Genomic DNA, 23518 nt, shown 5'->3' with positions numbered 1-23518 from the left:
TCGAGAGCGTCGGCGTTGTGGTCTGCCGCGCTCTGGCTGAGGCTGTCGCTGAGCTGGTAGGCGCTGTCGAGCTGCTGTTTGGCCGGGGTGAGGTCGAGCTGGTCACCGCTGGCGCCGAGCTGGCCCCAGCTGGTGAGGTAGAGCCCCTGATTGGCGCGGATGGCGCCATAGGCGTCGGTGCGCAGCTCGAATCCGGTGCCGCGGAAGGCGCCGCGGGTGTTGCCGGTCTGGTGGATCAGGTAGCCGAGGTTGAGCTGGCTTTTCTCGGCTTCGGAGTTGAGACGGACGCGCTCCTGGTCGGTGGCGTCGTCGAAGACGAGTTCGTTGTACTTGCTGCCGCGGTAGGTCTTGCTCTTGAACCCGGAGAGCAGGCCGTGGCTGTGCCAGTCCGGCGTCTGCTCGCCGTTGTAGACCCGGCCGGTGATCAGCGGGCGGTCGGCGTCGCCTTCAAGGAAGTCGACCAGCACTTCCTGGCCGATACGCGGCACGAACACCCCGCCCCAGCCGGCGCCGGCGTTGGGCTGAGAGACCCGCAGCCAGACGCTGGCGTTTTCATCGTTCTGCCCCTGGCGGTCCCAGTGGAACTGCACCCGCACGCGGTTGAGATGGTCGGTGTGGATCTCTTCATTGGCCGGGCCGACCACGGTGGCGGTCTGCGGCCCGCCGATCACCGGGCGGCGATGGGTCAGCGGATGGCGGTAGGGCTGGCTGAGGCGCTGAGCCTCGAGATCGACCAGAAAGTGGCCAGTGCCGCCACTCATGTAGTCGGAGAGACGCTCGCTATCGCCTTCGTCTTCCAGCCCATGCGCCTGCTTGGCGGCGTCGAGCTGGGGCTGCAGGCTGCCCGGTAGCGCCTGGAGCTGGGCCGAGACCGGCAGCGCGTTCTCGGCGTGGACGGTGACGCCCAGCAGCAGGAACTGGCGCTCGGGCTCACCGCCGCTGTCGTGCAGCGGGTGCTGGGTGAGTTCGAACCAGCGCCCGGCCTGGAGCTGGCGCGCGCCGCCGCTGCCGCGGAAGCGCTTGGCGCGGGACTCATGGGCTTCCAGGCGGTTCTCGGTCAGCCGCTCACCGCGCTCATAGCCATGGTAGTAGTACTCGCCGGCATAGTCGTAGAGTTCGGTCTTGGGCAGGTTGCCCTGGTCGCTGAGGGTGTCGAGCCCGGTGCGCTTGGTGAGCGAGGGCTGCTTGTAGTCGAAGGTACCCACGCTGACCCGGGTGGGCTGCTGGGTACGCACGCCGCCCCACTGGGTCAGGGCGTCCTCGCGCTCGGTGGCCGCCTGGCGATGGAAGCGGATCGCCTGGGGGCTGACCGGTTGGGTGGTATCGACATCGTCGGTGATCACCAGCCGATGGCCGTCGAAGTCCGCCCCAGACTCTGTCGACGAGGCGTTATCCTGGCCATTGTCAGCAGTGGTTGAGGACTCTGAATGTTCGAAATAGAACCATAATCCTTCTTCCTCTAGAAGCCTGCTAATAAAGTTCAGATCGCTCTCGCGATACTGCACGCAGTAACTTCTGGCAGGGTAGTCGCGGCGCAGATCGAAGCGGTAGCGCCCCTTGGCGAGGTCGTAATCATCGAATACGGCGGTGAGCACATCAACCACCGAGCGGTCCTGGAAGATACGGCTATCGCGGCCCAGGCCGAGCATGGCGAGCCACGGCACCAGAGTGAGCTGGTAGTAGGTGACGCCGCCATCCTCGCCCAGCAGCGCGGCCTCGGAGACCAGCCCATGCAGCGGGCGGTAGCTACCGTCGGCCTGCAATATCGAGAGCCGCGCCGGCTGCGCCATCAGCGTCTTGAGTTCGATATCGCCCTGCTGGGAGATGCAGTCGAGGGTATAGGTAAAAGGCGCGCTGACGCGCTCTTCGCCCACCAGCCGATGGGGCACGAGCGCGACGCCGGCGATATCGAGAGTCAGCAGCCGCTGCGACTGCGACAGATCGATATCGAAGGTGTCGAGGAGATCGTTGAGCATACGGTTTTCCTGATCGCGGTGGCGAAGCCGGTCGACGAGGGTCAGAGAAAAAGGGCCAGAGAATCAGGATAACGCATCAGGCGAGAAATGTTTGTAAGCGATCGGCTACAAAGCGTGTGAGATATCGGCCAAAAAGTCCGATAGGTGACCAACTACTTCGGGTAAAAGAAGGATTATGGAAGAATAACGGTAACGCCATACTCATCGGGAGCGCGTACTACCCATGTCGACCACCGATTCGTCGTTGTTTTCGACCTTCGAGATTCCGCCGACACGCCGCCACGCCGAAACCATCGATTTCATGCTATCGCGCCCCGCCCTGGCGCTACTGCCGGAGTCGCTGCGTCCGGCGGCGCGGAGTTTTCTCGCCTATCTGGCAACGCTCCCCAGCAGTGCCCCCCACGCTTGCCCCGCCTGCGAAAGCCGTGCGATCTATCTGGCCGCGCCCGCCGGTACCGGCGGCATGCGCCGCAACAGCTATGCCTGCCGCACCTGCCGCAAGCGCTTCACCGTCTTGACCGGCACGCCGCTGCATCTGCTGCGCTCGGAGGAGAAGTGGAAGCCCTGGATGAGCTACCGCTTTCAGGGCTTTTCCCAGGAGCTGATCGCGAATTTCCTGGGGATCAGCAACAAGGCGTCGATGACCTGGAGCCGCGCCTTTATCAAGGCCATGGCCGATTACGACAGCGCGCTCCACACCTGGTGGCAGGCGCATCAGTCCCCCGAGATCTCCGAGCTGACCGATGAAGCAGCGCGGGCCTTGGCCGAGTGCCAGGCGATGCTGGCCGGGCTGCGCGACACCCGCGACCGGCGCTGCCCCTACTGCGGTTCGGCCTCGGTTCAGGTGGTCACCAGCCGCCGCGCCACCGAGTACCAGTGCCACGGCTGCCAGCGGCGCTACAACAATCTCACCGAGACGCCGCTCTCCCACCTTCAACATATCGAGCTCTGGCCCGAATACGTGCGCCATCTCGTGCTCGGCTACCACGATACCGAGCTGGAGCAGATCTTCGACTTCAGCAAGCCGCTGACCAACCTGTGGCGCCAGCGTTTTCTGCAGCTGTTCCAGGCGCGCTGGCCACTGCTGGCGCACTGGACGCTGTGGCAGTGGTCACGCCGCCGTGCCAATCCCGGTGAGATACCGCTGGCCTAGGAGGGTGTTTACAAAATGCCTGCGCTTGACAATACGGCGTTAAAATCGGCCTCAAAATGCTCATTTACCCCATGTAAACTCCGCTTTTTCGACCGATTTTGCCTTGTCTCGCCTTCGCTTGCCGAATTTGTAAACACCCTCTAAGAACTCACTTTCAAGCTCTCTGACGATAGGCGCCGCCCCCTGCTGGCAGGGTGCAGCCCGATCGACCATGCTGGGCATTCAACCCCGGCAAGGAGGCCAGTATGAAACCGCAAACGCTATGGACCCTCGTGGGTACCACGATGGCGATCGCCTCGGGCGTGGCCGCCCGGGAGGCGCTGAAGCACACCGCACGGCGCAGCGCGTTCGAGCCGCCGGTCAACCCAGACGACCCCGATGTGCGCTGGCGTGAGGCGCTACTGTGGGGCGCGGCGTCCGGTGCCGCGGTGGGCCTGGCGCGTATCCTGGGCTGGAAGATGGCTTCCAGCGGCATGCGCCGGGCGCGCCGCACTCGGCGCGGCCAGCGGGTGCTCGCGCGTCTGGAGCGCTGATAGTGGTGCCCTCAGCGCCCAGAGGGTGTTTACAAATTCGACGAGCGAAGGCGAGACAAGGCGAAATTGGCCGAAAAGACGGAGTTTACTTGGTGTAAATGAGTACTTTGAGGTCGATTTCAACGCCGTATCGTCGAGCGCAGGCATTTTGTAAACACCCTCTCAGAACGTATAGCTCAACGTCGAGGTCACATTGAGCGGTTCGCCATAGACACCGTAGGTATCGAAATAGCTGTAGTACTTGCGGTCGAACAGGTTGTGCACGTTCACCTGCAGCGCCAGGCTCGGTGTGAACTGGTAGCGCCCGAAGAGATCGGCGATGGTGTAGCTGGGCTGTTCGAAATCGCGGGTCTCGCCATTGGGGCCGGCCTGGCGGGCAAAGGTGTGGCTCTGCCAGCGCCAGCCGCCACCCAGGGTGAGCTGGCGCCACTGCGGTACCCGGTAGCTGGCGAAGAGATTGGCCTGGGTGCGCGGCCGGTCGCCATTGAATGTGCCTTCTGCCGAGGTCGCGGTGTAGTGGGTGAAGCCGGCGGTCAGCTCCAGATCGTCGCTGACCGCGCCGCTGATCTCCATCTCGACGCCTTCACTGACCACGTCACTCACCGGGGTCGCCGTGGTGACCAGTGAGCCGGGCGTCAGCACGATATCCGCCACGTTGTCCTGTTCGAGCCTAAACACCGCCAGGGAGGCGTTGAGCAGGCCATCGAACCAGGCCGCTTTCAGCCCGGTCTCGTAGTTCTTGCCCACCAGCGGGTCGAGATAGCCGTTGCCACCGGCCAGCCGGTAACTCTGCGGCTGGAAAATCTCGGTATAGCTGGCATAGACCGACCAGGTGTCGTCGAGGGTGTAGATCAGCCCGCCGTAGGGGGTGATCTCACGCTCGTCCTGCGCATGGTTGCCCAGCGTGCTCGACCAGGTGCGCCCGTGCCAGTCGGTATAGCGGGCACCGAGGATCAGCGTCAGCGGCTCGGCCAGGGAGAAGCGGGCCACGCCGTAGAGCGCCTGCTGGCGGCTGCTGGCGCGCTCGGAGGGCGCGAAGTCGGGCCATGCCTGTGCCGGCGTAGTGCCGTTCCAGGCATCGAAGTCGTCGACCGCGAAGCCGTTGGTGAAGCTGTTCTCGTAGTCATTGGACTGGTCGTGATAGCTGCTCCCGAACACTAGCTGGTGCGTGCGACCGAACAGTGAGAACGGGCCCTCGACATAGCCATCCACGCCGTCGACCCGGCGCTCGCCGCTGTTCCAGCCGGTGTAGTAATAGACCCCCTGCCCCGTTTCGCGGTCCGGAAAGCCGTAGGGGTAGGCGAGCCGCGAGTCCAGCGTGCTCTCTTCATGGGTCGCCGCCGCGTGCAGCGTCCAGCCCCCGCCGAAGCGGTGCTCGAGCTGGGCGAAGCTCTTCTTCGACTCCCAGGCGTTGTAGGACCAGTCCGGCGCCACGCTGAAGCCGCGGGTGTAGTCCGTCTCGCTGCCATCGCTGTACCACAGCGGCAGCCCACCCCAGGTCGGCGACGAGGTACGCCCGCGCTGCGTGTCATAGCCCAGCGAGAGCGTGGTGTCATCGCTGACATCGGCATCGATGACCAGGTAGCCGTAGCGCTTGCGCTCGCCGAAACGGTCGAGATAGCTGTCGCCGTCCTCGTAGCCACCGACGAACCGCGCCCGCACGTCCCCCGAGCGGGTCAGCGGCGTGGTCACATCGACCACGCTACGCGAGCGGTCCCAACTGCCGTAGCTCGTGCTCAGCGAGCCGGTGGGCTCGCGGCTGTCGGCGTGCTTGCGCACGAAGTCGATCGAGGCGCCGGGGTTGCCGGCGCCGGTGAGCAGGCCGTTGGCGCCGCGTACCACCTCGATCCGCTCATAGATCGCGGTGTTCAGCGCGCCATCGCCGAAGTACCAGCGGCTATCGGTGTTGAGCGTGGGAATGCCGTCGTACTGATAGCTGTTGATGCGAAAACTGCGGGCGTAGAAATCGACACGGCTGCTGTCGATACGGTTCACCGAGATACCCGTGGCGTTGCTCAGGACATCCTCGACATCCCACAACCCCTGATCCTGCATTCGCTGCCGGGTGATGATGCTCACCGTCTGCGGCACCTCGCGCAGCGTCGCTTCGAAGCGCGTGCCGGCGGTGGTGGTGCGGCGGGTATAGCCGACGTTGTCATAGAGGCTCGCGGCGGAGACGGTCAATGTCCGCAGCGCTGTCGTCTCGTCGTCCTGGGCCATGGCGGAAGCGAGCGGCAGCAGCGCGGTGGCACCCAGCAGCGTGCCGAGCGGCATGCGCAGGGCACGCCGCGACGGCGACGCCCGGTGGCGAACGGGGGTTGGCATGGTAGATCCCTTGCGTGGCGTCTCGGCGACGCTCGTTGTGATGTCGGCGCCGGCATCCACGGGGCAGCGCGGGCACGGCGATCGCCCGGGATCATATGCAAACGATTATTATTTAGCAATGCGCTTGATAATCAAACTCGAATGAATGCTCAGGAGGGCCAGCCGCGCGAGATGCCGCCTCAAGTCCCGGGCATCATGGCCGATAGGACATCGCCGAAGTTTGCTTTACTCTGGCCATGCCCCACCCCGGCGCCCCTCGAGCGCCTTTCCCATCGTCATTCGAGCGGAAACCCTGTATGGCGTTCGACCCCATCACGATGCTGACCCTGACCATCGCCATCGCAGCCGCCGCGGCCCTCTATCTGCTGCTGGAGTGGCGTGGCGCCCGGGATCGCTCCCTGCTCTACTGGTCGGGCGGCTTCGCCAGCATCACCATCGGCTCGTCGCTGGCGCTGCTGCGCTCGCAGGGCTACTTCTTCATCGGGGTGTGGTTCGCCAACGGGCTGCTGGTATTCGCCCACTGGCTGTTTCTACTCGGGGTGATGCGCTTCGTCGGCCGGCGCCCGTCGCGCTGGTGGTGGGCGCTGCCACTGGGGTGGTGTCTGCTGCTGGCGCTGCCGCAAGCCAGCGCTTCCGCCCTCTACATGGTGACCAACTCACTGCTGGTCGGCGGGCTGGCACTCAGAGCCAGCCAGCTACTGCGCCTGGATGCAGAGCATGCCAGCCTGGGCACTCGCCAGCTGCACTACACCCTGCTGTTCCACGGCCTGTTCTATCTGGGCAAGGTGGTGCTGACACTGATGCCGAATGCGTTGATCGATCTTGCCAGTTTTCGCGGCGTGGTGATTCGTGTCTCGCTGGTCGAAGGCGTCATGGCGATCCTGTTGATCGCGCTCTCCATGACCGGCACGGTGCGCTACCGCCGCGAGCGCCAGATCGAGCTTCTCGCCGAGCGCGACCCGCTCACTGGGCTGTTCAACCGCCGCGCCTTCGAAGCCCGTGCGCCGGCGCATCTTGCCGATGTGGCCGTGAGCCGGCCCGGCGCCCTGCTGCTACTGGATGTCGACCACTTCAAGCCGGTCAACGACCTGCATGGCCACGCCGCGGGGGACCGCTTGCTGATGATGCTGGGCGAGCTGATCCAGGCCGAACTACCCGACAAGAGCCTGTGCGCACGGCTGGGCGGCGACGAGTTCGCCATCTTGCTGATGGATAGCGACCAGGCTCAGGTACTCGCCCTGGCCGAAAATCTGCGTCACCGTTTCCAGGCCACCACCGCGCAGAGCTTCGCCACCCCGGATGCGGTCACCCTGAGCCTGGGTGCGGTGATGCTGCATCAGCCCCAGACGGATCTGGCCGCGCTGATCGAGCGCGGCGATATCGCGCTCTACGCCGCCAAGCGGAGCGGCCGCAACGGCCTGCGTGTGAGCACACCTGCCGCAGAGGCTACCTCGGCACCCGGCTACAGCGCCCCATCGGCGATCGCCCGCGCCAACGTCGGCGACAGCGGCAGGCGCGGCAGCAGCGTCGCCTGATAGGCGTGGTAGAGATCGGGTTTGCCCGACCACACCTCGTTCGAGGGGCGGTTGTGGCGGTCGAGCTCCTGCCACCAGCTGCCGCGCTCGCGGTCGATCAGGTAGCCGTCGATATAATCCCAGAAGCGCCGGTACCAGGTTTCGTACTCGGCGTCGCCGGTGCGCTTGAGCAGGGCCGCCGCGGTCGACGCGGCCTCCGCCAGGGTCCAGTGCATGCGCTCGTGCACCACCGGTCGGTCGTGCCAGTCGTGGGTGTAGATCAGCCCCGGCTCGCCATCCACCTGCCAGGCCAGCTCGGTGGCCCGTCGGAACAGCCCGCGGGCATCTTCCAGCAGCCACCCGGGGGCGCTCTCGCCCTGACGCAAGAGGCCGCCCTCCAGGTGCAGCATCAGCCGCGCCCACTCGAAGGCGTGGCCCGGGGTGGCGCCGTAGGGGCGGAACGGGTCCTTGGGGGTGTCCTGGTTGTAGTCGCGCCACTCCTGCCAATCGCTGTCGAAGTGCTCGACCACGCGATAGCCGTTGGGGCGGGCATGGACATGAATGATCTTGTCGACGATGGAGAGCGCGCGCTGGCGCCACTTGGGCGCATCGAGCACGTCGGCGAGCTGCAGGAAGGCCTCGGTGGCGTGCATGTTGCTGTTGCCACCGCGATAGGCTTCGCTGTCGCGCCAGTCGCGTGAGAAGCCCTCGCGCAGGCGACCCTCGTCCTCGGCCCAGAAGCGCGTCTCGATGACCTCGACGATCTCGTCGAGCAGCGGCCCGGCCGCCGGATCGCCGGCCTGCCAGGCGCTGGCGGCGGCCAGCGCGACGAAGGCGTGGATGTAGGCCTGCTTGGTCTGTTCCTCACCTTCCCGCGGCAGCTCGCCATACCAGCCGCCGTGCTCGGCATCCCTGAGCGGACCGCGCAGGGCCGCCACGCCGTGGGCCACCAGCGGCGCCGCCCCGGGCTCGCCGCGCATCGCCGCCAGCGCGAAGCAGTGGGTCATGCGCGCGGTGATCATGGTGTCCGGGTGAGCGTCTTCGGGCAGGCGGCCATCGTCGTCCAGGGCGGCGAAACCGCACTGGGGATGGCGCGAGGCGCGGTAGAACGCCAGCAGACGCCGTCCCTCCGTCTCGAGCCAGGCCCAGTGCGAAAGACGGTTCAACCAGCTGTCGCGACGCGGCAGCGGATCTGGCGAGGTAGCGGATCGTTGAGTGCCCGGCAGGGGTACCCCGTCGCAATGACTATCAGGCATGGGTAACGGGCCTCCTCTGCCCGGGTGTCGAGTTCACGCATTGGCACCCAGTGTCGGGGCCGTGCTCCGCGATGTCGATAATCCAGCGGTGCTAGTTCAGTGTCGATAACCCAGCGTCGATAACCCCGTGTGGATACCTCAGCGTGGATACCTCAGTGTGGATAAGTCAGTGCCGATCACTCAGCCGTTGACCACGACCCCGCCATTGGGATGCAAGGTCTGGCCGCTGATGAATGAAGCATCCAGCGACGCCAGAAAGACATAGCACGGCCCCAGCTCCCACGGCTGGGCGGCACGCCCCATCGGCGTCTCGCTGCCGAAATCTTCGAGCATCTGCGGGTCGTGTGCGCCCAGCGTCGCCGGCTGCAGCGGGGTCCACACCGGCCCCGGCGCCACCGCATTGACTCGCACCCCACGCCCGACCACCTGATTGGAGAGCGCGCGGGTGAAGCTGATGATCGCCCCCTTGGTGGCGCTGTAGTCGACCAGGAAATCGGGGCCGATATAGGCGTTGACCGACGCGGTGTTGATGATCGCGTCGTCCTCGCCCAGATGCGGTAGCGCTGCCTTGGTGAGATAGAACATGCCATGCATGTTGGTGGCGAAGGTCTCCTCCCACTGGGTGTCGCTGAGCTCGGCGAGGTCGTTACTGACCTGCTGGGTGCCGGCATTGTTGACCAGGATATTGAGCCCGCCGAAGTGCTCGATCACCTGCGCCAGCGACGCGCGGCAGAAGGCGGCATCGCGCATGTCGCCGGCGATCAGCAGGCAGCGGCAGCCCTCGGCCTCGACCAGCCGCTGGGTCTCGCGGGCATCGTCGTCTTCGCTCAGATACATCACCGCCACATCGGCGCCCTCCCGGGCGAAGTGGATCGCCACCGAACGGCCGATCCCGCTGTCGGCGCCGGTGATCAACGCCACCTTGCCCGCCAGCTTGCCGCTGCCGCGATAGCCGTCGCGGATGAAGACCGCCGGCGGCTGCATCAGGCTCTCCTTGCCGGGCAGTGTCTGCTGCTGGGCGTGGATCTGGGTCTTCTGCACCATAACGTTACCTCCCTGTCACTGAACATCGGCGGAAAGACTGACTTTCCACCCAGGTGAATCGAATCAGCTCACGCGATACGACACGAAATGAGCGATTCGGCGCGGCTCTCCGGCCGCCTTTCACACCTAGTTCAGCGTGCCCGCCCTGGCAAGCGCCGGCCCGACAGATTCAGCGCGGGGAGGCGAATAGATGCCGCGGGGTCAGCCTCCGGCGATGCCGAAGGCCCAGCCCACCGCCGCCGTGGTGAGCATCGCCAGCACCCCCCAGAAGGTGACCCGCACCACCGCCACCCGCGCCCGCGAGCCGCCGATTCGCGCCGAGACCAGCCCCAGCAGCGCCAGGGCCAGCAGCGAGCCCAGCGCCACCACCACAGGGATCGCCAGGCGAGTGCTGGAGAGCGCCCCGAGCAGAGTGAAGGCCAGCGGCAGCGCCGCACCGGAGAAGAAGGAGAGCGCCGAGGTCCAGGCCGCCTGCAGTGGCTGCGCCGAGTTGACGCTACTGAAGCCCAGCTCGTCGCGGGCATGAGCGGCCAGGGCATCGTGCTGCATCAGCGTCTCGGCGACTTCGTGGGCCAGCGACGGTGACAGCCCTCGGGTTTCGTAGATCTGCGCCAATTCGCGCACCTCGAGCTCGTAGTTGGCCTTGAGCTCGCGCCGCTCCCGGGCCAGGTCGGCACGCTCGGTGTCCTTCTGCGAACTCACCGAGACGTACTCGCCGGCGGCCATCGACATCGCCCCGGCCACCGCCCCGGCCACACCGGCGGTCAAGACCCCGCCCAGGCCGCTGCCCGCGGCCGCCATGCCGATCACCAGACTGGCGGTGGAGACGATACCGTCGTTGGCCCCCAGCACCGCCGCGCGCAGCCAGCCCACGCGGTCGGAATAGTGGCGTTCCTTGGGAATGTTCATCGCAGGTTCCTGTATGGCCATGTCTCTCCCATCGCGATGAGTCTGATGTTTTTACCTTAAGCCAAACCTAAGCCTGCTGCCGCTAGTCTGAGCTTCCCGAGCCTGTTCCGGTGGCACGACCTGCCGCTCGCACCGGGGGCTCACCTCGACGCCGACTCGCTCATGACAAGGATCGCCCGCCGTGAACTCGACAACCCCACAGCGCTACTCCGCCAAGGCCCGACACTTCCACTGGAGCGTGGCCTCCTTCGTCGTGCTGGCCTATGCGCTGATTCTCTCGACGGACCTCTTCCCGCGCAGCAGCGGTATCCCTGACGTGCTGCTGCAGAGCCACTTCTGGGCCGGTATCGGCGTGCTGCTGCTGGCGATACCGCGCCTGCTGGAACGCCTGCGGCGCACGCCGCCGCCGGTCACCCCGGCGCTGCATCCGCACCTCGAACGGCTCTCGCGGGTCACCCACTGGGCGCTCTACGCCTTCCTATTCGCGCAGCCGCTGCTGGGCATCTTCACCGTGTGGCTGAGCGACGGCGCCATCCCCGTGCCGGGCACGTCACTGTCGCTGCCGTCGCCCTTCTCTGTCAGCCCGGGGCTGGGGCATAGCGTGGAGGAAGTGCACACGACCCTGGGCACGATCTTCTACTACGTCATCGGGCTGCACCTGGCCGCGGTGTGCTGGCATCAGTTCGTGCGGAGAGACAATCTGCTCAAGCGCATGCTCTAGGTACTCTCTGAAAAGTACTGCGCTCGCCCATGCGGCGTTAAAAATCGGCTCACTGAACAACGTTCAGAACGTCCGAAGGACGGCCCGAAGGGCGAGCGGAGTGAGTCAAATGCTCATTTACACCCCGTAAACTCCGCGTTTTCGCCGATTTTTGCCTTGCCTGGCCTTCGCTCGTCGACTTTTCAGACAGCACCTGGGCTGTGTATGCAAACTTTCTATACTTCCTATAGCGCCCGGGGCTGGTAACAGCCCCGGGCGCCGGTCGCACAGATACCGCTTGGGGCACTACCCCATGAAGGCGTTGGCGATCAACAGCGCCACCAGGCCGGTGGCCCAACCCAGGGTGGTGGGTACCGACAGCACCAGCAGCTGGTGCTTGGCGGTCTTGACCCCGAGCAGACGGTTGACCACCCAGAAGTAGCTATCGTTGAAGTAGCTGAAGAAGAGCCCGCCCAGACACGCCGCCTGCGCCGCCAGCACCATGTTGACGTCGGGCATGGCAGAGAGGATCGGCGCCGAGATCGAGGCCCCTGTGATCATCGACACCGTGCCGCTGCCCTGCACGAAGCGCACCAGGGTCGCGATTAGAAACGGAATCAGCACCGCCGGCAACGCCAGCCCGGCAATGCTCTGACCGATGTAGTCACCCGCGCCGCTGGCCCGCAGTACCGCCCCCAGCGCGCCCCCGGCACCGGTCACCAGCAGGATGATACCGGCACTCTCGACGCCCTTTTCCAGATGCGCCAGCACCTGATCCTTGGGCATCTTCGGCACCAGGCCATAGACCGCCGCCAGCACGCCGATACCCACCGCGATGACCGGATGGCCGACGAACTGCACCACCTGGACGAAGGCGCCCGGGGCATCGCCACCGCCGGTCAGCGCGGTCACCAGGGTATTCAGGAAGATCAGCCCGATCGGCAGCACGATCGGCAGCACCGCCTTGAACAGCGACGGCAGCTCGGACTCCGCCAGCGGCGTGGCGACCGGATCGGTATCGTCACGCTTGAGCGAACCGGGCACGTCGCGCTCGATCATCGCCTCGATGCGCGGGCCCATGATGCGTGCATAGAGCACCATCACGATCAGCGCCGGGGCCGTGAACACGATGCCCCAGGCGATCATCAGCCCGATATCCACCCCGAAGATGCCGGCAACGCCCAGCGGGCCCGGGGTCGGCGGCACCGCGCTATGTGTCACCGCCAGCCCCGAGGCGAGCGCGATGCCCAAGGTGAGGACCGAACGCCCGCTGTTGCGCGCCAGCGCCCGCACCAGCGGGTTGAGAATCACGTAGGCGGAGTCGCAGAAGATCGGGATCGAGACGATATAGCCGGTGATCGCCATGGCCCAATCCTCGCGCTCCTTGCCGAGCAGCCGGAGGATGGCGTAGGCCATGCGCTGCCCCGCCCCGGAAACTTCCAGAATCCGCCCCATCATCACCCCGAAGCCGATCACCAGGCCGATGGTGGAGAGCGTCTTGCCGAAACCGGTGGTGATCGCATCGATCACCGCATTGGGCGACATCCCACCGATCAGCCCGGCGATCGAGGCAGCGATCACCAGCGCCAGCAGCGCATGCACCCGGGTTTTGATGACCAGCGCGATCATCACGAAGATAGCGATACCCAGGCCGATGATGACCTGGGGACCTGCGACAGCAGCGTCTGTCATGGGTGGACTCCTTGATTGGATTTATCGTTGAGTTCGTCTTCGCGGTAGGCGCGGATGATGGCGTCGAAGTCGGCATCCGCGCGTAGGCCCAGGGCCAGCGACTGCGTGACCTCCAGCCCACCGGGCCAACTGGCGACGATGGCGTCGATGCGCGCATCGGGTTCGAAGCGCACCCGCTCACGCGCGGCCGCGCCGGCGCTGCGCTCCAGCGCCGCCAGCATCTCGTTCACCGTGACCGTGATCCCGGGCAGGTTGAGGGTGCGCCAGGCGCCGAGCCGTTCCGCCGGCAGCGCCAGCGTCTGGGCCAGGTTCTCGACCACGGTGCGCGGCGAGGAGAGCCACAGCGCCAGCTCGCCGGACACCGGGCAAGTGGTCTCGATACCGGCCAGCGGCTCGCGGATGATCGCGCTGGCGAACGACGACGCCGCCTGATTGGGCTTGCCCGGGCGCACCACGATGGTGGGCAGGCGACAGACCCGGCCGTCGACGAAGCCGCGCCGGCTGTAGTCGTTGACCAGCAGCTCGCCGATCGCCTTCTGCGCCCCGTAGGAGGAGCGCGGCTGCGGGCCGATCGCCTCGGCCACCGGCTGTTCCAGCCCCGGCCCGAACACCGCCAGCGAACTGGCGAACAGGAAACGCAGCGGCTGCGAACGCTCGCGACAGGCGTCGAGCAGCGTGCGCGTCGCCTCCAGGTTGACCCGCATGCCGAGCTCGAAATCGGCCTCGGCCTGGGCGCTCACCACCGCGGCCAGGTGGCACACGGCGCCGGTGTCCGTAGCGAACGCCGAGGCCACCAGCGCCGGGTCGGCGACATCTCCGCTCAGCGACTCGACCCGCGCATCGGCCAGCGGACACGCTGCCAGATCGATCGAGGTCACCCGGGTGACCGGCTGTCCGTCGATGGCGATCTCTCCCGACAGCAGCCGGCTGATCAGTCTGGCGCCGAGAAAGCCGGCGCCCCCTGTGACGATGACATGCATGCTGGTTCTCCTGGTTGAGCGCCCTACATCCAAAAAGCCAGTCTGACCAAAGGCGAATGGCGCAGGCGTTTGAGATTTAGCATCTTGTCTGACAAATTAAGCTTGGCAGCAACATCGCCTTTGGTCGGATAGGGTCTATGACAGGCGCCATGACGGCGTTTCCCGGCCCAAAGCTACGACCAACGTATAAGGAGCACACTGTGAGTGGAGACATCTCGGCGCCCTCGCGCGGCCCCCAGCTCTCGGAGCAGGTGGCCACGCGGCTGAGCGAAGCGATCCAGAGCGGCGAGTGGGCCCGCGGCGAACGCCTGCCCACCGAGGCCGCGCTGGGCCAGCGCTTCGGCATCAGCCGTTCGGTGGTGCGCGAGGCGATCTCGATGCTGCGCAACGCCGGCCTGGTCACTTCGCGTCGCGGCAGCGGCAGCTTCGTCGCCGACGCGCCGACCGTGTCCCTGCGCCTGGCCCTGCCCGACTCGGATCTCGCCTCGGTGATCGAAGTGCTCGAACTGCGCCGGCCGCTGGAGGTGGAAGCCGCCCGGCTCGCCGCCAGCCGGCGCACGCCCTCGCAGCTGCGGCGCATCCGCAACGCCATGGTGGATATCGACGAAGCGGTGGAGGCCGGCCTCTCCGGCGTGGAGCAGGACCTGGCCTTCCACCGCGCCATCGCCGAGGCGGCGCACAACGCCCACTTCACCGCGGTGCTCGACTTCTACAACCGCTTCCTGCACCACGCGATCCAGGTCACGCGGACCAACGAATCGCTGCGCGAGACCTTCATGCAGCAGGTGGTCGCCGAACACCAGGCGATCGTCGACGCGATCGCCGCCGGCGATGCCGAGGCCGCGGCACAGGCCGCCGCCCGCCATCTGGAACACGCCGAGGTGCGTCTGCGCCAGGCGCCCGAAGATCTGATCGCGCGCCTCCAGGCTCAGCGCCCGGGCGCGCCGGAATAAACCAAGGCCAGTCAAAGACAGACAAGGCAAAGACAAGCCAGTCAAAGACAAGCAAGGAGAGAAGGCATGACACAGCACACTACCGCCGGCGATGCCAGCACCGGCGCCAACCCCAAGGTCGGCCTGATCGGGCTCGGTTCGATGGGCATGGGCATGGCCACTTCGCTGGTCAAGGCGGGCTTCGAGACCTGGGGCTGCGACCTGCGCCCGGAGGCCCGCGAGCAGTTCGCCGCCGCCGGCGGCCACGCCGTCGCCACGCCGGCCGAGATGGCCGCCGAGGTCGAGATCGTGCTCACCGTGGTGGTCAACGCCGCGCAGACGCGTGACGCGCTGTTTGGGGATGCCGGGCTGGTGCAGGCGCAGGGCGGGCTGGCCCCGGGCAGCGTGGTGATCTCGTGCGCCACCTGCGCCCCGGAAGCGGTGCGTGACCTCGGCGCAGAACTCGCCGCCCACGATATCCAGCTGCTCGATGCGCCGATCTCCGGCGGCTCGGTGAAAGCCGCCCAGGGCCAGCTGACGATGATGACCTCCGGCCCCGCGGCGCTCTACGCGCGCGCCGGCAAGGTGCTCGATGCGCTGGCGGCCAAGGTGTTCCGGCTCGGCGACGAGCTCGGCCAGGGCTCCCAGGTGAAGCTGGTCAATCAGCTGCTGGCGGGCGTGCACATCGCCGCCGCCGCCGAGGCGATGGCCTACGGCATTCGCGGCGGCTGCGACCCGCAGACCCTCTACGAGGTGATCACCCAGAGCGCCGGCAACTCGTGGATGTTCGAGAACCGGGTGCCGCATATCCTGGCCGGCGACTACACCCCGCACTCGGCGGTGGATATCTTCGTCAAGGACTTGGGGATCGTTCACGATACCGCCCATCGCGACAAGTTCCCGCTGCCGCTGACCGCTCAGGCGCTCAACCAGTTCACCCTCGCCTCCGCCCAGGGCCTGGGGCGCGAGGACGACTCGGCGGTGGTCAAGGTCTATCCGGGCATCAGCCTGCCCGGCAGCGCCGCCAACGACCCTAGCTGAACCGACGAGAGAGCCACGCCATGCCACGCTTTGCCGCCAACCTGAGCATGATGTTCAACGAGGTGCCGTTTCTCGAGCGCTTCGCCCGCGCCGCCGAGTGCGGCTTCACCGGGGTCGAGTTCCTGTTCCCCTATGCCTGCGAGCCGGCGGACATCGCCGACGCGCTCGAGCGCCACGGGCTGACCCAGGTGCTGTTCAATCTGCCGCCGGGAGACTGGGAGGCGGGTGAGCGGGGACTGGCCGCGCTGCCGGGGCGCGAAAGGGAGTTCCGCGCCAGCGTCGACACCGCGCTGCGCTACGCCGAGGCGCTCGGCTGCACCCGGCTGCACGCCATGGCCGGGCTGGTCGTGGAGGGCGTCTCGCCCCAGGCGATGCGCGAGACCTATCTGGAGAACCTGCGCGTCGCCGCGCGCAAGCTGGCCGAGCACGGGCGCACGCTGCTGATCGAACCGATCAACACCCGCGACATGCCGGGCTACTTCCTCAATCATCAGGCCGACGGGCATGCGCTGCTCGCCGAGCTCGGCGAACCCAACGTCAAGGTGCAGATGGACTTCTACCATACCCAGATCATGGACGGAGACATCTGGAAGACCTATCAGCGCTACCGTGACGGGGTCGGCCATATTCAGATCGCCGGGGTGCCGGAGCGCCACGAGCCGGACACCGGCGAGGTCAACTATCCCTGGCTGTTCGCCCAGCTCGATGCTGCGGGCTACGCCGGCTGGCTGGGCTGCGAGTATCGGCCGAGGGGGGGGACCGAAGCGGGCCTGGGCTGGCTAGGCCATGTCTGAAAAGGACTGCGCTTGCCCATGCGGTGTTAAAAATCGGCTCAAGATGCTCATTTACACCCCGTAAACTCCGCTCTTTCGCCGATTTTTGCCTTGCCTGGTCTTCGCTCGTCGACTGTTCAGACATGGCCTGTCAGCGTGGCGCTGAGACACCGCGCCACCTGACTCACTCGGCGTCCGCACGTAGGCGGATGCCGTCATCTTCGATCACGATCCGGCGCTGCTTGTAGAGCCGGCCGATGGCCTGCTTGAAGGCGTTCTTGCTGACGCCGAGGCGGGCCTTGATCGCCTCCGCCGGGCTCTTGTCGCCGAGCGCCAGAAAGCCGTCGTGGCGGGCCAGTTCGGCGAGGATCTTCTCGCCCACCACGTCGAGCCGCGCCGCCCCCGGCGGTAGCAGCGAGAGATCGAGCCGGCCATCCTCGCGCACCCGCTTCACGTAGCCCTGGACACTGTCGCCCCGGCGCAGCGGACGGCTGATGTCATCGTGATAGAGCAGGCCCCAGAAACGGTGATTGACCACCGCCTTGGCGCCCAGATCGGTGAGATCGGCGATGGTCAGCCGCACGGCATCACCCGCCGCCAGCCCCTCGGACTCGTCCTGCACAAAACGGTCGAGCTTCATGCTCGCCACCGGCCGCATGCGATCGTCGACATAGATCATCACCAGTACGCGCTTGCCCTCGTCGGGGCGAAAGCGCTGCTCGCCGAACGGCAGCAAGAGCTCCTTGGGCCGGCCCCAGTTCAGAAAGGCACCGATCTCGGTGACCCGCGACACGCGGAGATAGGCGACCTCGCCCACGTTGGCGTGGGGCTCGGCGCTCGGGCCAGCAGCGGGGGGGCGTGAAGACATGGGGCAGATTCCTGAGAGTGCGTGGGCGGGCGATCGCGGCCCATCCTAGCGTGCCGACGCGCCCGCGCAAGGCCAGGACGCGGCGAGTTACGACTTTCGTATCAATCGCATCGATAATCGAATTCGGCAGACGTGATTAGCAGACTAACGTACTCATCTCCATACTGTCGTCAACGGTCGGGGGCAAGGAGCCGCCCCCCGGAAAAGGCCAGTGCCGTTTCCGACGTCGCCAAGCGACGACCCGCAAGGGGTGACCACCACGGAATGGCAGGTCACACAACGATATGATTGGAGGTAACACCATGAAAGCACGTATTCTCGCAGCCGTCGCACTCGCCGTTGCTCTGCCGACCGCCGCCCAGGCCAACAGCTTCATCAACGAGCAGATCTTCGAGCAGCAGAGCGAGCAGCTCAACACCCAGCAGACGGCCCAGTATCAGTCGCTGCCGACCGCCTACAGCGTCGACACCGTCAGCGGCGGCCACAGTGCCGCAGCCGACCAGGCACTGCAAAACGTCGCCCAAGAGACTCAGCTCTCGACCCAGATCCCGGCCGGCGGTAGCGCCCTGGTCGCTCAGGGTCACAGCGCCGCCGCCGCCCAAGGGCTGGCCAACGCCAACCAGGCCGGTCATGACAATGGCAGCGTGAGCTTCTCCAGCCTGTAAATCGATACGCCGACACGGCTTATCGCACCAAAAACCGCCGGCCTAGTGCCGGCGGTTTTGCGTTCATCCAGCGCTGGGATGACAAGCCCATAGCCGAGTATTTACCGCCGGCAACCGTGCAAATGCCGTCCGTCGCAGCCGGCCTTCGTGCACCGAAGGCGAGAACGGTAGATTCTCCATACCGCGCTCTATCATGACAGACAATTGGCTTCCCGCTTTGGCCAGCCAGGCGGCGCGATCGCATATCCAAGCGCCAACCGATAGACCTGTCATGCGCTGGCAACCCAGTGATATCTCGGCAAATCAGCGCCATGCCCCATCCATTGACCTGCGTTTCCGCGCAATCATGTCAGGGTGCTACGCTGAGCACATGATTATCTAAATAAGTAAATATAAAAATCTTGACAATGATACAACTCACCGCGTGGCGCAATAAATCCGTACGGTGATCCCCGTGATAAAGCCGCTCTCAAAAAACGTATAGCCTCATTGGCTATTTGCATTTTAACTGATGCCGGCCGGTCGTTATGATGGCGACTCATGGTCTGAATGTTGCCCGGCTTCGGCTGGGCTTTTTTGCGCCCTTTTTTCCTGTTCCGGTTTTTCCTGTTCCGGTTTTTCCTGTTCCGGTTTTTCCTGTTCCGGTTTTTCCTGTTCCGGCATCGCAGCCACCGCCCGACCGTCAGGTTTTACCTGCGCCTGGCCGGCCGGCGACTCGGGCCGGGCATGCGCCAGCAGCCATGCCGCGCTGAACGCCCCCTCGCTGGCCGTGGCCATGCGCTGCGCGTGGCACGTCTCACCGGTGTACTCCGTACGCGGCAGGCAGTCGCGACGCAGCCACTTGCACACCGCGGAAGGTGAGACCCCACAGATTCGCGCGCAGCGCGACACCCCGCCCACCCGTTCCACCGCAAATCGAATGGCACTCATGGCACCCTCGCTGAGCGTGTACTTTGAGTACAGACATATCAGGTACTGAAAGTACATTCAAGCGATGCGACTATTGAACCTATGGTTCACACTGATCATCGGGACGACTTCAGCGCCCGCCTGCTCGAAGCACTGCGTCACGCAGGTAAGGACGGCCACGGAATGGGCGCACGCCTAGCCCGCGCCGTGCGTGTCACCCCCAAGGCTGCGAGCAAGTGGATCAACGGCGAAGCGCGCCCGAGCCACGCCAAGAAGGTGGCGCTGGCACGCTGGCTGGGCGTGCGCGAGGCGTGGCTGGACTACGGCCAGGGGCATATGCTGCGCGATGACGACGAGCGCGAGGCAGCGTATGCACGCCCCCCTGGCAACACGCTGCGCGTCGCCGAGCCATCGCCGGCGCGCGCCGCGCGGACACTGTCACTGATCGAAGCGGCGGTGCAGGCCGGCGAGCTGGAAGACGCCGACCTGCTGCTGCTGGAGCAGCTGGTAAAGCGCCTGCGGCGCACCGGCCAGAGCGCTCCTGAGACGCGGAACGACACCGACACCTGACCCCATCGCAACAGCGCTCTGACAGACCGGCCTATTACCCTGCCGCTCTCTTTCCCAATACCGATAAAACGGATTGAACTTCTAGTACTTTTAATATGTACTATTAGTACATTATGGGTGATGATTTCCCAACTTCGTCGCATAGCCTGACTCAGGTGTTGACCCCGAGGACGCCATGAACCGTTTTCGCTGCCAAGACACGCTGGTGCTGAATGAAGACTGGCTGCGGTTCGATGTGCCGATACCGCCGCAACGTTTCTACTATGCCGGACGGCAGATCGCGACGATCTACGATAGCCATATCTGTCATGCCGGCACTCCCGACATCGATACGGTCTACTGCGCGTATCGCCAGCCCGCGTCACCTGCCGGGGTCTATCAGCCGGCGCTCTATGTGCCCAGCCTGCATCACGCCATCATCGTCATCGACCACCGCTTCACGCTGGCACGCCACGCCAAGGCGTGGATCGCAGACCGCGTACGTGAGCTCATCATCGCCCGCCGCCCGCCCTGGCATGGCCCGAGAAGCGGCCCGCCGCTCTCGGATTTCGTCTGAGACGTTCACGCCGCCATAGACGACGCTGGCATCGCGCCATCATCGATGCTGTAGTGTCTGGCCAATACGGAGGGACGCATGAAGACGATCGGCGTACTCGGCGGCATGAGCTGGGAATCGACCCAGAGTTACTATCGCCTGCTCAATGAAGGCGTGCGCCAGCGCCTGGGCGGGCACCACTCGGCCAGGATCGCGCTGGTGAGCGTCGACTTTGCCGAGATCGAAGCGCTCCAGCGCAGCGGCCAGTGGGCAGAAGCCGGCCAACGGCTCGCCGCGGCGGCAGGGCAAGTGGAAGCCGCCGGCGCCGAGTGCCTGCTGCTGGCCACCAACACCATGCACAAGGTCGCCTCGGCGATCGAGGCGGCGCTGAACATGCCGCTGCTGCACATCGCCGATGCCACCGGCGAACGCTTGGCGGCGGATGGCATCGACCAGGCCGGGCTGCTGGGCACGCGCTTCACCATGGAACAGCCCTTCTACCGCGAACGCCTCAGCGAGCGCTACGGCATCGACTGTCTGATCCCCGCAGAGGACGAGCGCGAGGCGATCCACCGCATCATCTTCGAGGAGTTGGTGCAGGGCATCGTGAACGACGACTCCCGCGCGCGCTATCGTGAAATCGTCGCCAACCTGCACGCCCGCGGCGCCCGCGCGATCATTCTCGGCTGCACCGAAATCGCCCTGTTGCTACGCCCGCAGGACAGCGCCCTGCCGCTCTACGACACCACCGCACTGCATGTGGAGATGGGGCTGGCCTTCGCGCTCGACGATCACTGAGAGTGCGTCGAACTCGCTGCGGCGCGCCCTGCACGCCACAAACAAAAACCGCCACCCGGCGTAAGCACGGGTGGCGGTTTTCGTCAAAAGATGGCGCGCCCTAAAGGATTCGAACCTTTGACCTTTGCCTCCGGAGGGCAACGCTCTATCCAGCTGAGCTAAGGGCGCGTAGTGCAGGTTGTCGCAAGCGGTGATTGGCCCGTTTGCGGCGCGGCCATCCTACCTGCTCGCCCGCGGGGTGTCCAGCCTCGGGCTTTCCCGCGCAGCAGAGCGGCCAAGCTCCGCTGCCTCTCCCTGCTCACCACGCGCCACGCGCCACGCGCCACGCGCCACAAGAAGTTAAAAAATTGTTACAATAGAAAACATTAATTGAACTTAGCCAGGGTTTCTGCCGATATACCGCCTGAACACGCAAGCAACGAAAAAAAAGAGCGTCGCCCACTCGACGCCCCATCCGCCCAGCCTGGCGTGCAGGCAGCGGAGCCCCTATCCAAGGACCCCACCGCCATGTCTTTTCTCAAGCGCAGCGTCAAACTCAGGCTCGGCATGAGCTTGGGCCTGTGTATCGCCATGCTGATAGTCACTGGCCTTGTCGGGCTCTATGGCGCCAGCCAGGAGCGTGATCACGTCGAAGCCACCTATACCAACAACCTGCTGCCCATCACCACGCTGGGTCAGGTGCGTACCGGCATCCTGCTCAACCGTGGCCTGATCAGCGAAGCATTGACCTCGGGCCAGGACGCCGACCTGGCCGCCATCAGCCAGCAGATCAACGAGAACCGCCAGAGCATCAAGGAAAACTGGACCCGTTACGACCAGACGAGTGTGAAGGACGGTGCCGAAGCGGCAGCCGCCAAGGCCTTCCCGCAGAACCGCGCGACGCTGGAGTCGCAGCTCGACGGCGTGCTGCGCGATCTGAACGCCGGCAATCTCGCCAGCGCCACGGCAGCCATGAACGGCCCGGTGAAGCAGAGCTATACCGCTACCCTGGAGAATCTGCAACAGGCGATCCAGGCCAATATCGCCCAGGCCGAGGCCGGCTTCGCCTCTGCGGAACAAAACTTCAGCGACCTGCGTCTACTGATCATCGGCAGTATCGTGCTCGCCACCCTGCTGGCTGGCTTGCTCACGGTGTGGCTGATCCGCGGCGTCATGACCCCGCTGGGCAAGGCGCGCGAGCTGGCCACCGCACTCTCCGAAGGGCGTCTGGATACCCATATCGACGTCACCTGTCAGGATGAGTTCGGCGACATGCTGCGCGACCTCACCACGATGCAGGCGCGGCTGACCCAGGTCGTCACCGCCGTGCGCCACAACGCCGAATCCGTGCAGCAGGCGGCGGACGAGATCGCCCAGGGTACCGACGACCTCAACCGTCGCACCCAGGAGCAGGCCGCGAGTCTCGAGCAGACCGCTGCCTCGATGGACGAAATCACCGCCACCGTGCGCCACAATGCCGATAACTCCTCCCAGGCCGATTCGCTGGTCGACGAGGTCAGTCTGCGCGCCCAGCAGGGCGGCGTGGTGGCCAAGCAGGCGATGCAGGCAATGTCTGAGATCAATGAGTCCAGCCAGCGCATCTCCAGCATCGTCGGGCTGATCGACAACATCGCCTTCCAGACCAATCTGCTGGCACTCAACGCCTCGGTGGAGGCGGCACGTGCCGGCGAGCAAGGTCGCGGCTTCGCGGTGGTCGCCGGCGAGGTGCGCACCCTGGCCGGACGCAGCGCCGATGCCGCCAAGGAGATCAAGGATCTGGTGAAGGAGAGCGTGGAGAAGGTCGGCTCGGGCACGCGCCTGGTGGACGACGCCGGCAACGCGCTCAACGAGATCGTCGAGGGGGTCAAGCGGGTCAACGACTTGATGGGCGAGATCGCCGTGGCCAGCCGCGAGCAGTCCCAGGGTATCGACCAGGTCAACCAGGCGGTATCGCAGATGGATACCGCCACGCAGCAGAACGCCGGGCTGGTCGACCAGTCGAGCACCTCCAGCCGTCAGCTGCTGGCACACGCCCAGTCGCTGTCCGAAGAGATGGCCTTCTTCAAGGTGGCGGAAGACCGCGCTGGCTCAGCCAAGCGTCGCCCGCAGCCGTCAATGCCCGCACCCCAGGCCCGGCTGGCGAGCGCCAAGCCCGGCAAGCCCAAGGCAGCCGCCCAGCCGCAGGAAGAGGAGTGGACGACCTTCTGAGCCCACTCGGCCGCCGGTTCGCATCGAGCCGGCGGCGCTAGCACCTCGATTCACCCGTTCGATCGTGACCCTGTTCGCTCGCGACAGTCTTAGGTTCTATGCGAGCTAGGCCTGGCCCATCCGCCAGGCCTTTTTTGTGCTCGCGTTCCGCTATCGGC

The 23518-nt window shown here is 65.7% G+C and carries 20 protein-coding genes, 1 tRNA gene and 1 pseudogene; 12 read left to right on the top strand and 10 right to left on the bottom strand.

The genetic code is table 11. The features are described from left to right. Nucleotides 1–1976, bottom strand: a 1976-nt coding sequence (locus J0A90_RS14125) for a type VI secretion system Vgr family protein (RefSeq protein ID WP_233076800.1), incomplete at its 3' end; no start/stop codon positions are given. Nucleotides 1977–2199: 223 nt separating this feature from the next. Between J0A90_RS14125 and J0A90_RS14120 the strand changes: the two genes are divergently transcribed. Together J0A90_RS14120 and J0A90_RS14115 are read left to right on the top strand one after the other, a co-directional pair. Continuing rightward, nucleotides 2200–3129, top strand: a complete 930-nt coding sequence (locus J0A90_RS14120) for an IS1 family transposase (RefSeq protein WP_207036872.1) — start codon at nt 2200–2202, stop codon at nt 3127–3129. Between the two features lie 245 nt (nt 3130–3374). Further along, the gene (locus J0A90_RS14115; protein ID WP_051895593.1) at nt 3375–3662 is read left to right on the top strand and encodes a DUF4235 domain-containing protein; all 288 of its coding nucleotides are present in this window, start codon (nt 3375–3377) and stop codon (nt 3660–3662) included. Nucleotides 3663–3824: 162 nt separating this feature from the next. On the opposite strand, the gene fhuE is transcribed toward J0A90_RS14115, so the two are convergent. After that, nucleotides 3825–5987 (bottom strand): ferric-rhodotorulic acid/ferric-coprogen receptor FhuE, encoded by a 2163-nt coding sequence (gene fhuE / locus J0A90_RS14110; RefSeq protein WP_207036871.1) that lies wholly within the window; start codon nt 5985–5987, stop codon nt 3825–3827. Nucleotides 5988–6283: 296 nt separating this feature from the next. Here fhuE and J0A90_RS14105 point away from each other — a divergent pair, with 296 nt between their 5' ends. Beyond that, nucleotides 6284–7522, top strand: coding sequence for a GGDEF domain-containing protein (locus J0A90_RS14105; RefSeq protein ID WP_207036870.1), 1239 nt, complete (start codon nt 6284–6286; stop codon nt 7520–7522). Here the strand turns inward: J0A90_RS14105 and J0A90_RS14100 are convergent. The 3 genes from J0A90_RS14100 to J0A90_RS14090 form a co-directional block, all read right to left on the bottom strand. After that, the gene (locus J0A90_RS14100) at nt 7450–8757 is read right to left on the bottom strand and encodes an AGE family epimerase/isomerase (RefSeq protein ID WP_207036869.1); all 1308 of its coding nucleotides are present in this window, start codon (nt 8755–8757) and stop codon (nt 7450–7452) included. The two genes, J0A90_RS14105 and J0A90_RS14100, sit on opposite strands and share 73 nt — an antisense overlap. 180 nt (nt 8758–8937) lie before the next feature. Next, nucleotides 8938–9801, bottom strand: coding sequence for an SDR family oxidoreductase (locus tag J0A90_RS14095; protein WP_207036868.1), 864 nt, complete (start codon nt 9799–9801; stop codon nt 8938–8940). A gap of 201 nt (nt 9802–10002) precedes the next feature. Beyond that, on the bottom strand, nt 10003–10710 hold the full coding sequence (locus tag J0A90_RS14090) for a VIT family protein (RefSeq protein WP_207036867.1): 708 nt from the start codon (nt 10708–10710) through the stop codon (nt 10003–10005). Nucleotides 10711–10891: 181 nt separating this feature from the next. On the opposite strand from J0A90_RS14090, the gene J0A90_RS14085 reads away from it, so the two are divergent. Further along, nucleotides 10892–11431 (top strand): cytochrome b, encoded by a 540-nt coding sequence (locus tag J0A90_RS14085; RefSeq protein WP_207036866.1) that lies wholly within the window; start codon nt 10892–10894, stop codon nt 11429–11431. A 285-nt stretch (nt 11432–11716) separates the two neighbouring features. Here the strand turns inward: J0A90_RS14085 and J0A90_RS14080 are convergent, their stop codons facing one another. Together J0A90_RS14080 and denD are read right to left on the bottom strand one after the other, a co-directional pair. Further along, nucleotides 11717–13102 (bottom strand): GntP family permease, encoded by a 1386-nt coding sequence (locus J0A90_RS14080; protein WP_207036865.1) that lies wholly within the window; start codon nt 13100–13102, stop codon nt 11717–11719. Beyond that, nucleotides 13099–14082: a D-erythronate dehydrogenase gene (denD, locus tag J0A90_RS14075; RefSeq protein WP_233076798.1), complete on the bottom strand. Its 984-nt coding sequence runs from the start codon at nt 14080–14082 to the stop codon at nt 13099–13101. The genes J0A90_RS14080 and denD overlap by 4 nt, the downstream gene beginning before the upstream one ends. 200 nt (nt 14083–14282) lie before the next feature. Here denD and J0A90_RS14070 point away from each other — a divergent pair, with 200 nt between their 5' ends. The 3 genes and pseudogenes from J0A90_RS14070 (at nt 14283) to otnI (ending at nt 16849) form a co-directional block, all read left to right on the top strand. After that, on the top strand, nt 14283–15035 hold the full coding sequence (locus J0A90_RS14070; protein WP_233076796.1) for a FadR/GntR family transcriptional regulator: 753 nt from the start codon (nt 14283–14285) through the stop codon (nt 15033–15035). A gap of 36 nt (nt 15036–15071) precedes the next feature. Beyond that, nucleotides 15072–16055: pseudogene (gene ltnD, locus J0A90_RS14065) on the top strand (L-threonate dehydrogenase); the annotation flags it as partial. 20 nt (nt 16056–16075) lie between these two features. After that, on the top strand, nt 16076–16849 hold the full coding sequence (gene otnI / locus J0A90_RS14060) for a 2-oxo-tetronate isomerase (RefSeq protein WP_207036858.1): 774 nt from the start codon (nt 16076–16078) through the stop codon (nt 16847–16849). Between the two features lie 163 nt (nt 16850–17012). Here the strand turns inward: otnI and J0A90_RS14055 are convergent, their stop codons facing one another. Beyond that, nucleotides 17013–17696, bottom strand: coding sequence for a S1 RNA-binding domain-containing protein (locus J0A90_RS14055; protein WP_207036856.1), 684 nt, complete (start codon nt 17694–17696; stop codon nt 17013–17015). A gap of 302 nt (nt 17697–17998) precedes the next feature. Between J0A90_RS14055 and J0A90_RS14050 the strand changes: the two genes are divergently transcribed. Beyond that, nucleotides 17999–18361, top strand: coding sequence for a hypothetical protein (locus J0A90_RS14050; RefSeq protein ID WP_207036854.1), 363 nt, complete (start codon nt 17999–18001; stop codon nt 18359–18361). A 525-nt stretch (nt 18362–18886) separates the two neighbouring features. On the opposite strand, the gene J0A90_RS14045 is transcribed toward J0A90_RS14050, so the two are convergent. Further along, nucleotides 18887–19291, bottom strand: a complete 405-nt coding sequence (locus J0A90_RS14045) for a hypothetical protein (protein ID WP_207036852.1) — start codon at nt 19289–19291, stop codon at nt 18887–18889. Between the two features lie 81 nt (nt 19292–19372). On the opposite strand from J0A90_RS14045, the gene J0A90_RS14040 reads away from it, so the two are divergent. The 3 genes from J0A90_RS14040 to J0A90_RS14030 all read left to right on the top strand — a co-directional run bounded on the left by J0A90_RS14040 (nt 19373) and on the right by J0A90_RS14030 (nt 21173). After that, the gene (locus J0A90_RS14040; RefSeq protein ID WP_233076795.1) at nt 19373–19840 is read left to right on the top strand and encodes a hypothetical protein; all 468 of its coding nucleotides are present in this window, start codon (nt 19373–19375) and stop codon (nt 19838–19840) included. Between the two features lie 175 nt (nt 19841–20015). Further along, nucleotides 20016–20396 (top strand): hypothetical protein, encoded by a 381-nt coding sequence (locus tag J0A90_RS14035; protein WP_207036848.1) that lies wholly within the window; start codon nt 20016–20018, stop codon nt 20394–20396. Between the two features lie 78 nt (nt 20397–20474). Beyond that, nucleotides 20475–21173 (top strand): aspartate/glutamate racemase family protein, encoded by a 699-nt coding sequence (locus J0A90_RS14030; RefSeq protein ID WP_207036845.1) that lies wholly within the window; start codon nt 20475–20477, stop codon nt 21171–21173. 91 nt (nt 21174–21264) lie between these two features. On the opposite strand, the gene J0A90_RS14025 is transcribed toward J0A90_RS14030, so the two are convergent. After that, nucleotides 21265–21341, bottom strand: a tRNA-Arg gene (locus tag J0A90_RS14025). Between the two features lie 339 nt (nt 21342–21680). Here J0A90_RS14025 and J0A90_RS14020 point away from each other — a divergent pair. After that, nucleotides 21681–23360 carry a methyl-accepting chemotaxis protein gene (locus J0A90_RS14020; protein WP_207036843.1) on the top strand — a complete coding sequence of 560 codons (1680 nt, stop codon included), beginning with the start codon at nt 21681–21683 and terminating at the stop codon, nt 23358–23360. The last annotated feature ends 158 nt before the right edge of the window (nt 23361–23518 follow it).

The organism is Salinicola sp. DM10 (assembly GCF_017306975.2).
GTDB lineage: Bacteria > Pseudomonadota > Gammaproteobacteria > Pseudomonadales > Halomonadaceae > Salinicola.
This window is presented reverse-complemented; position numbering and strand designations above follow the sequence as displayed.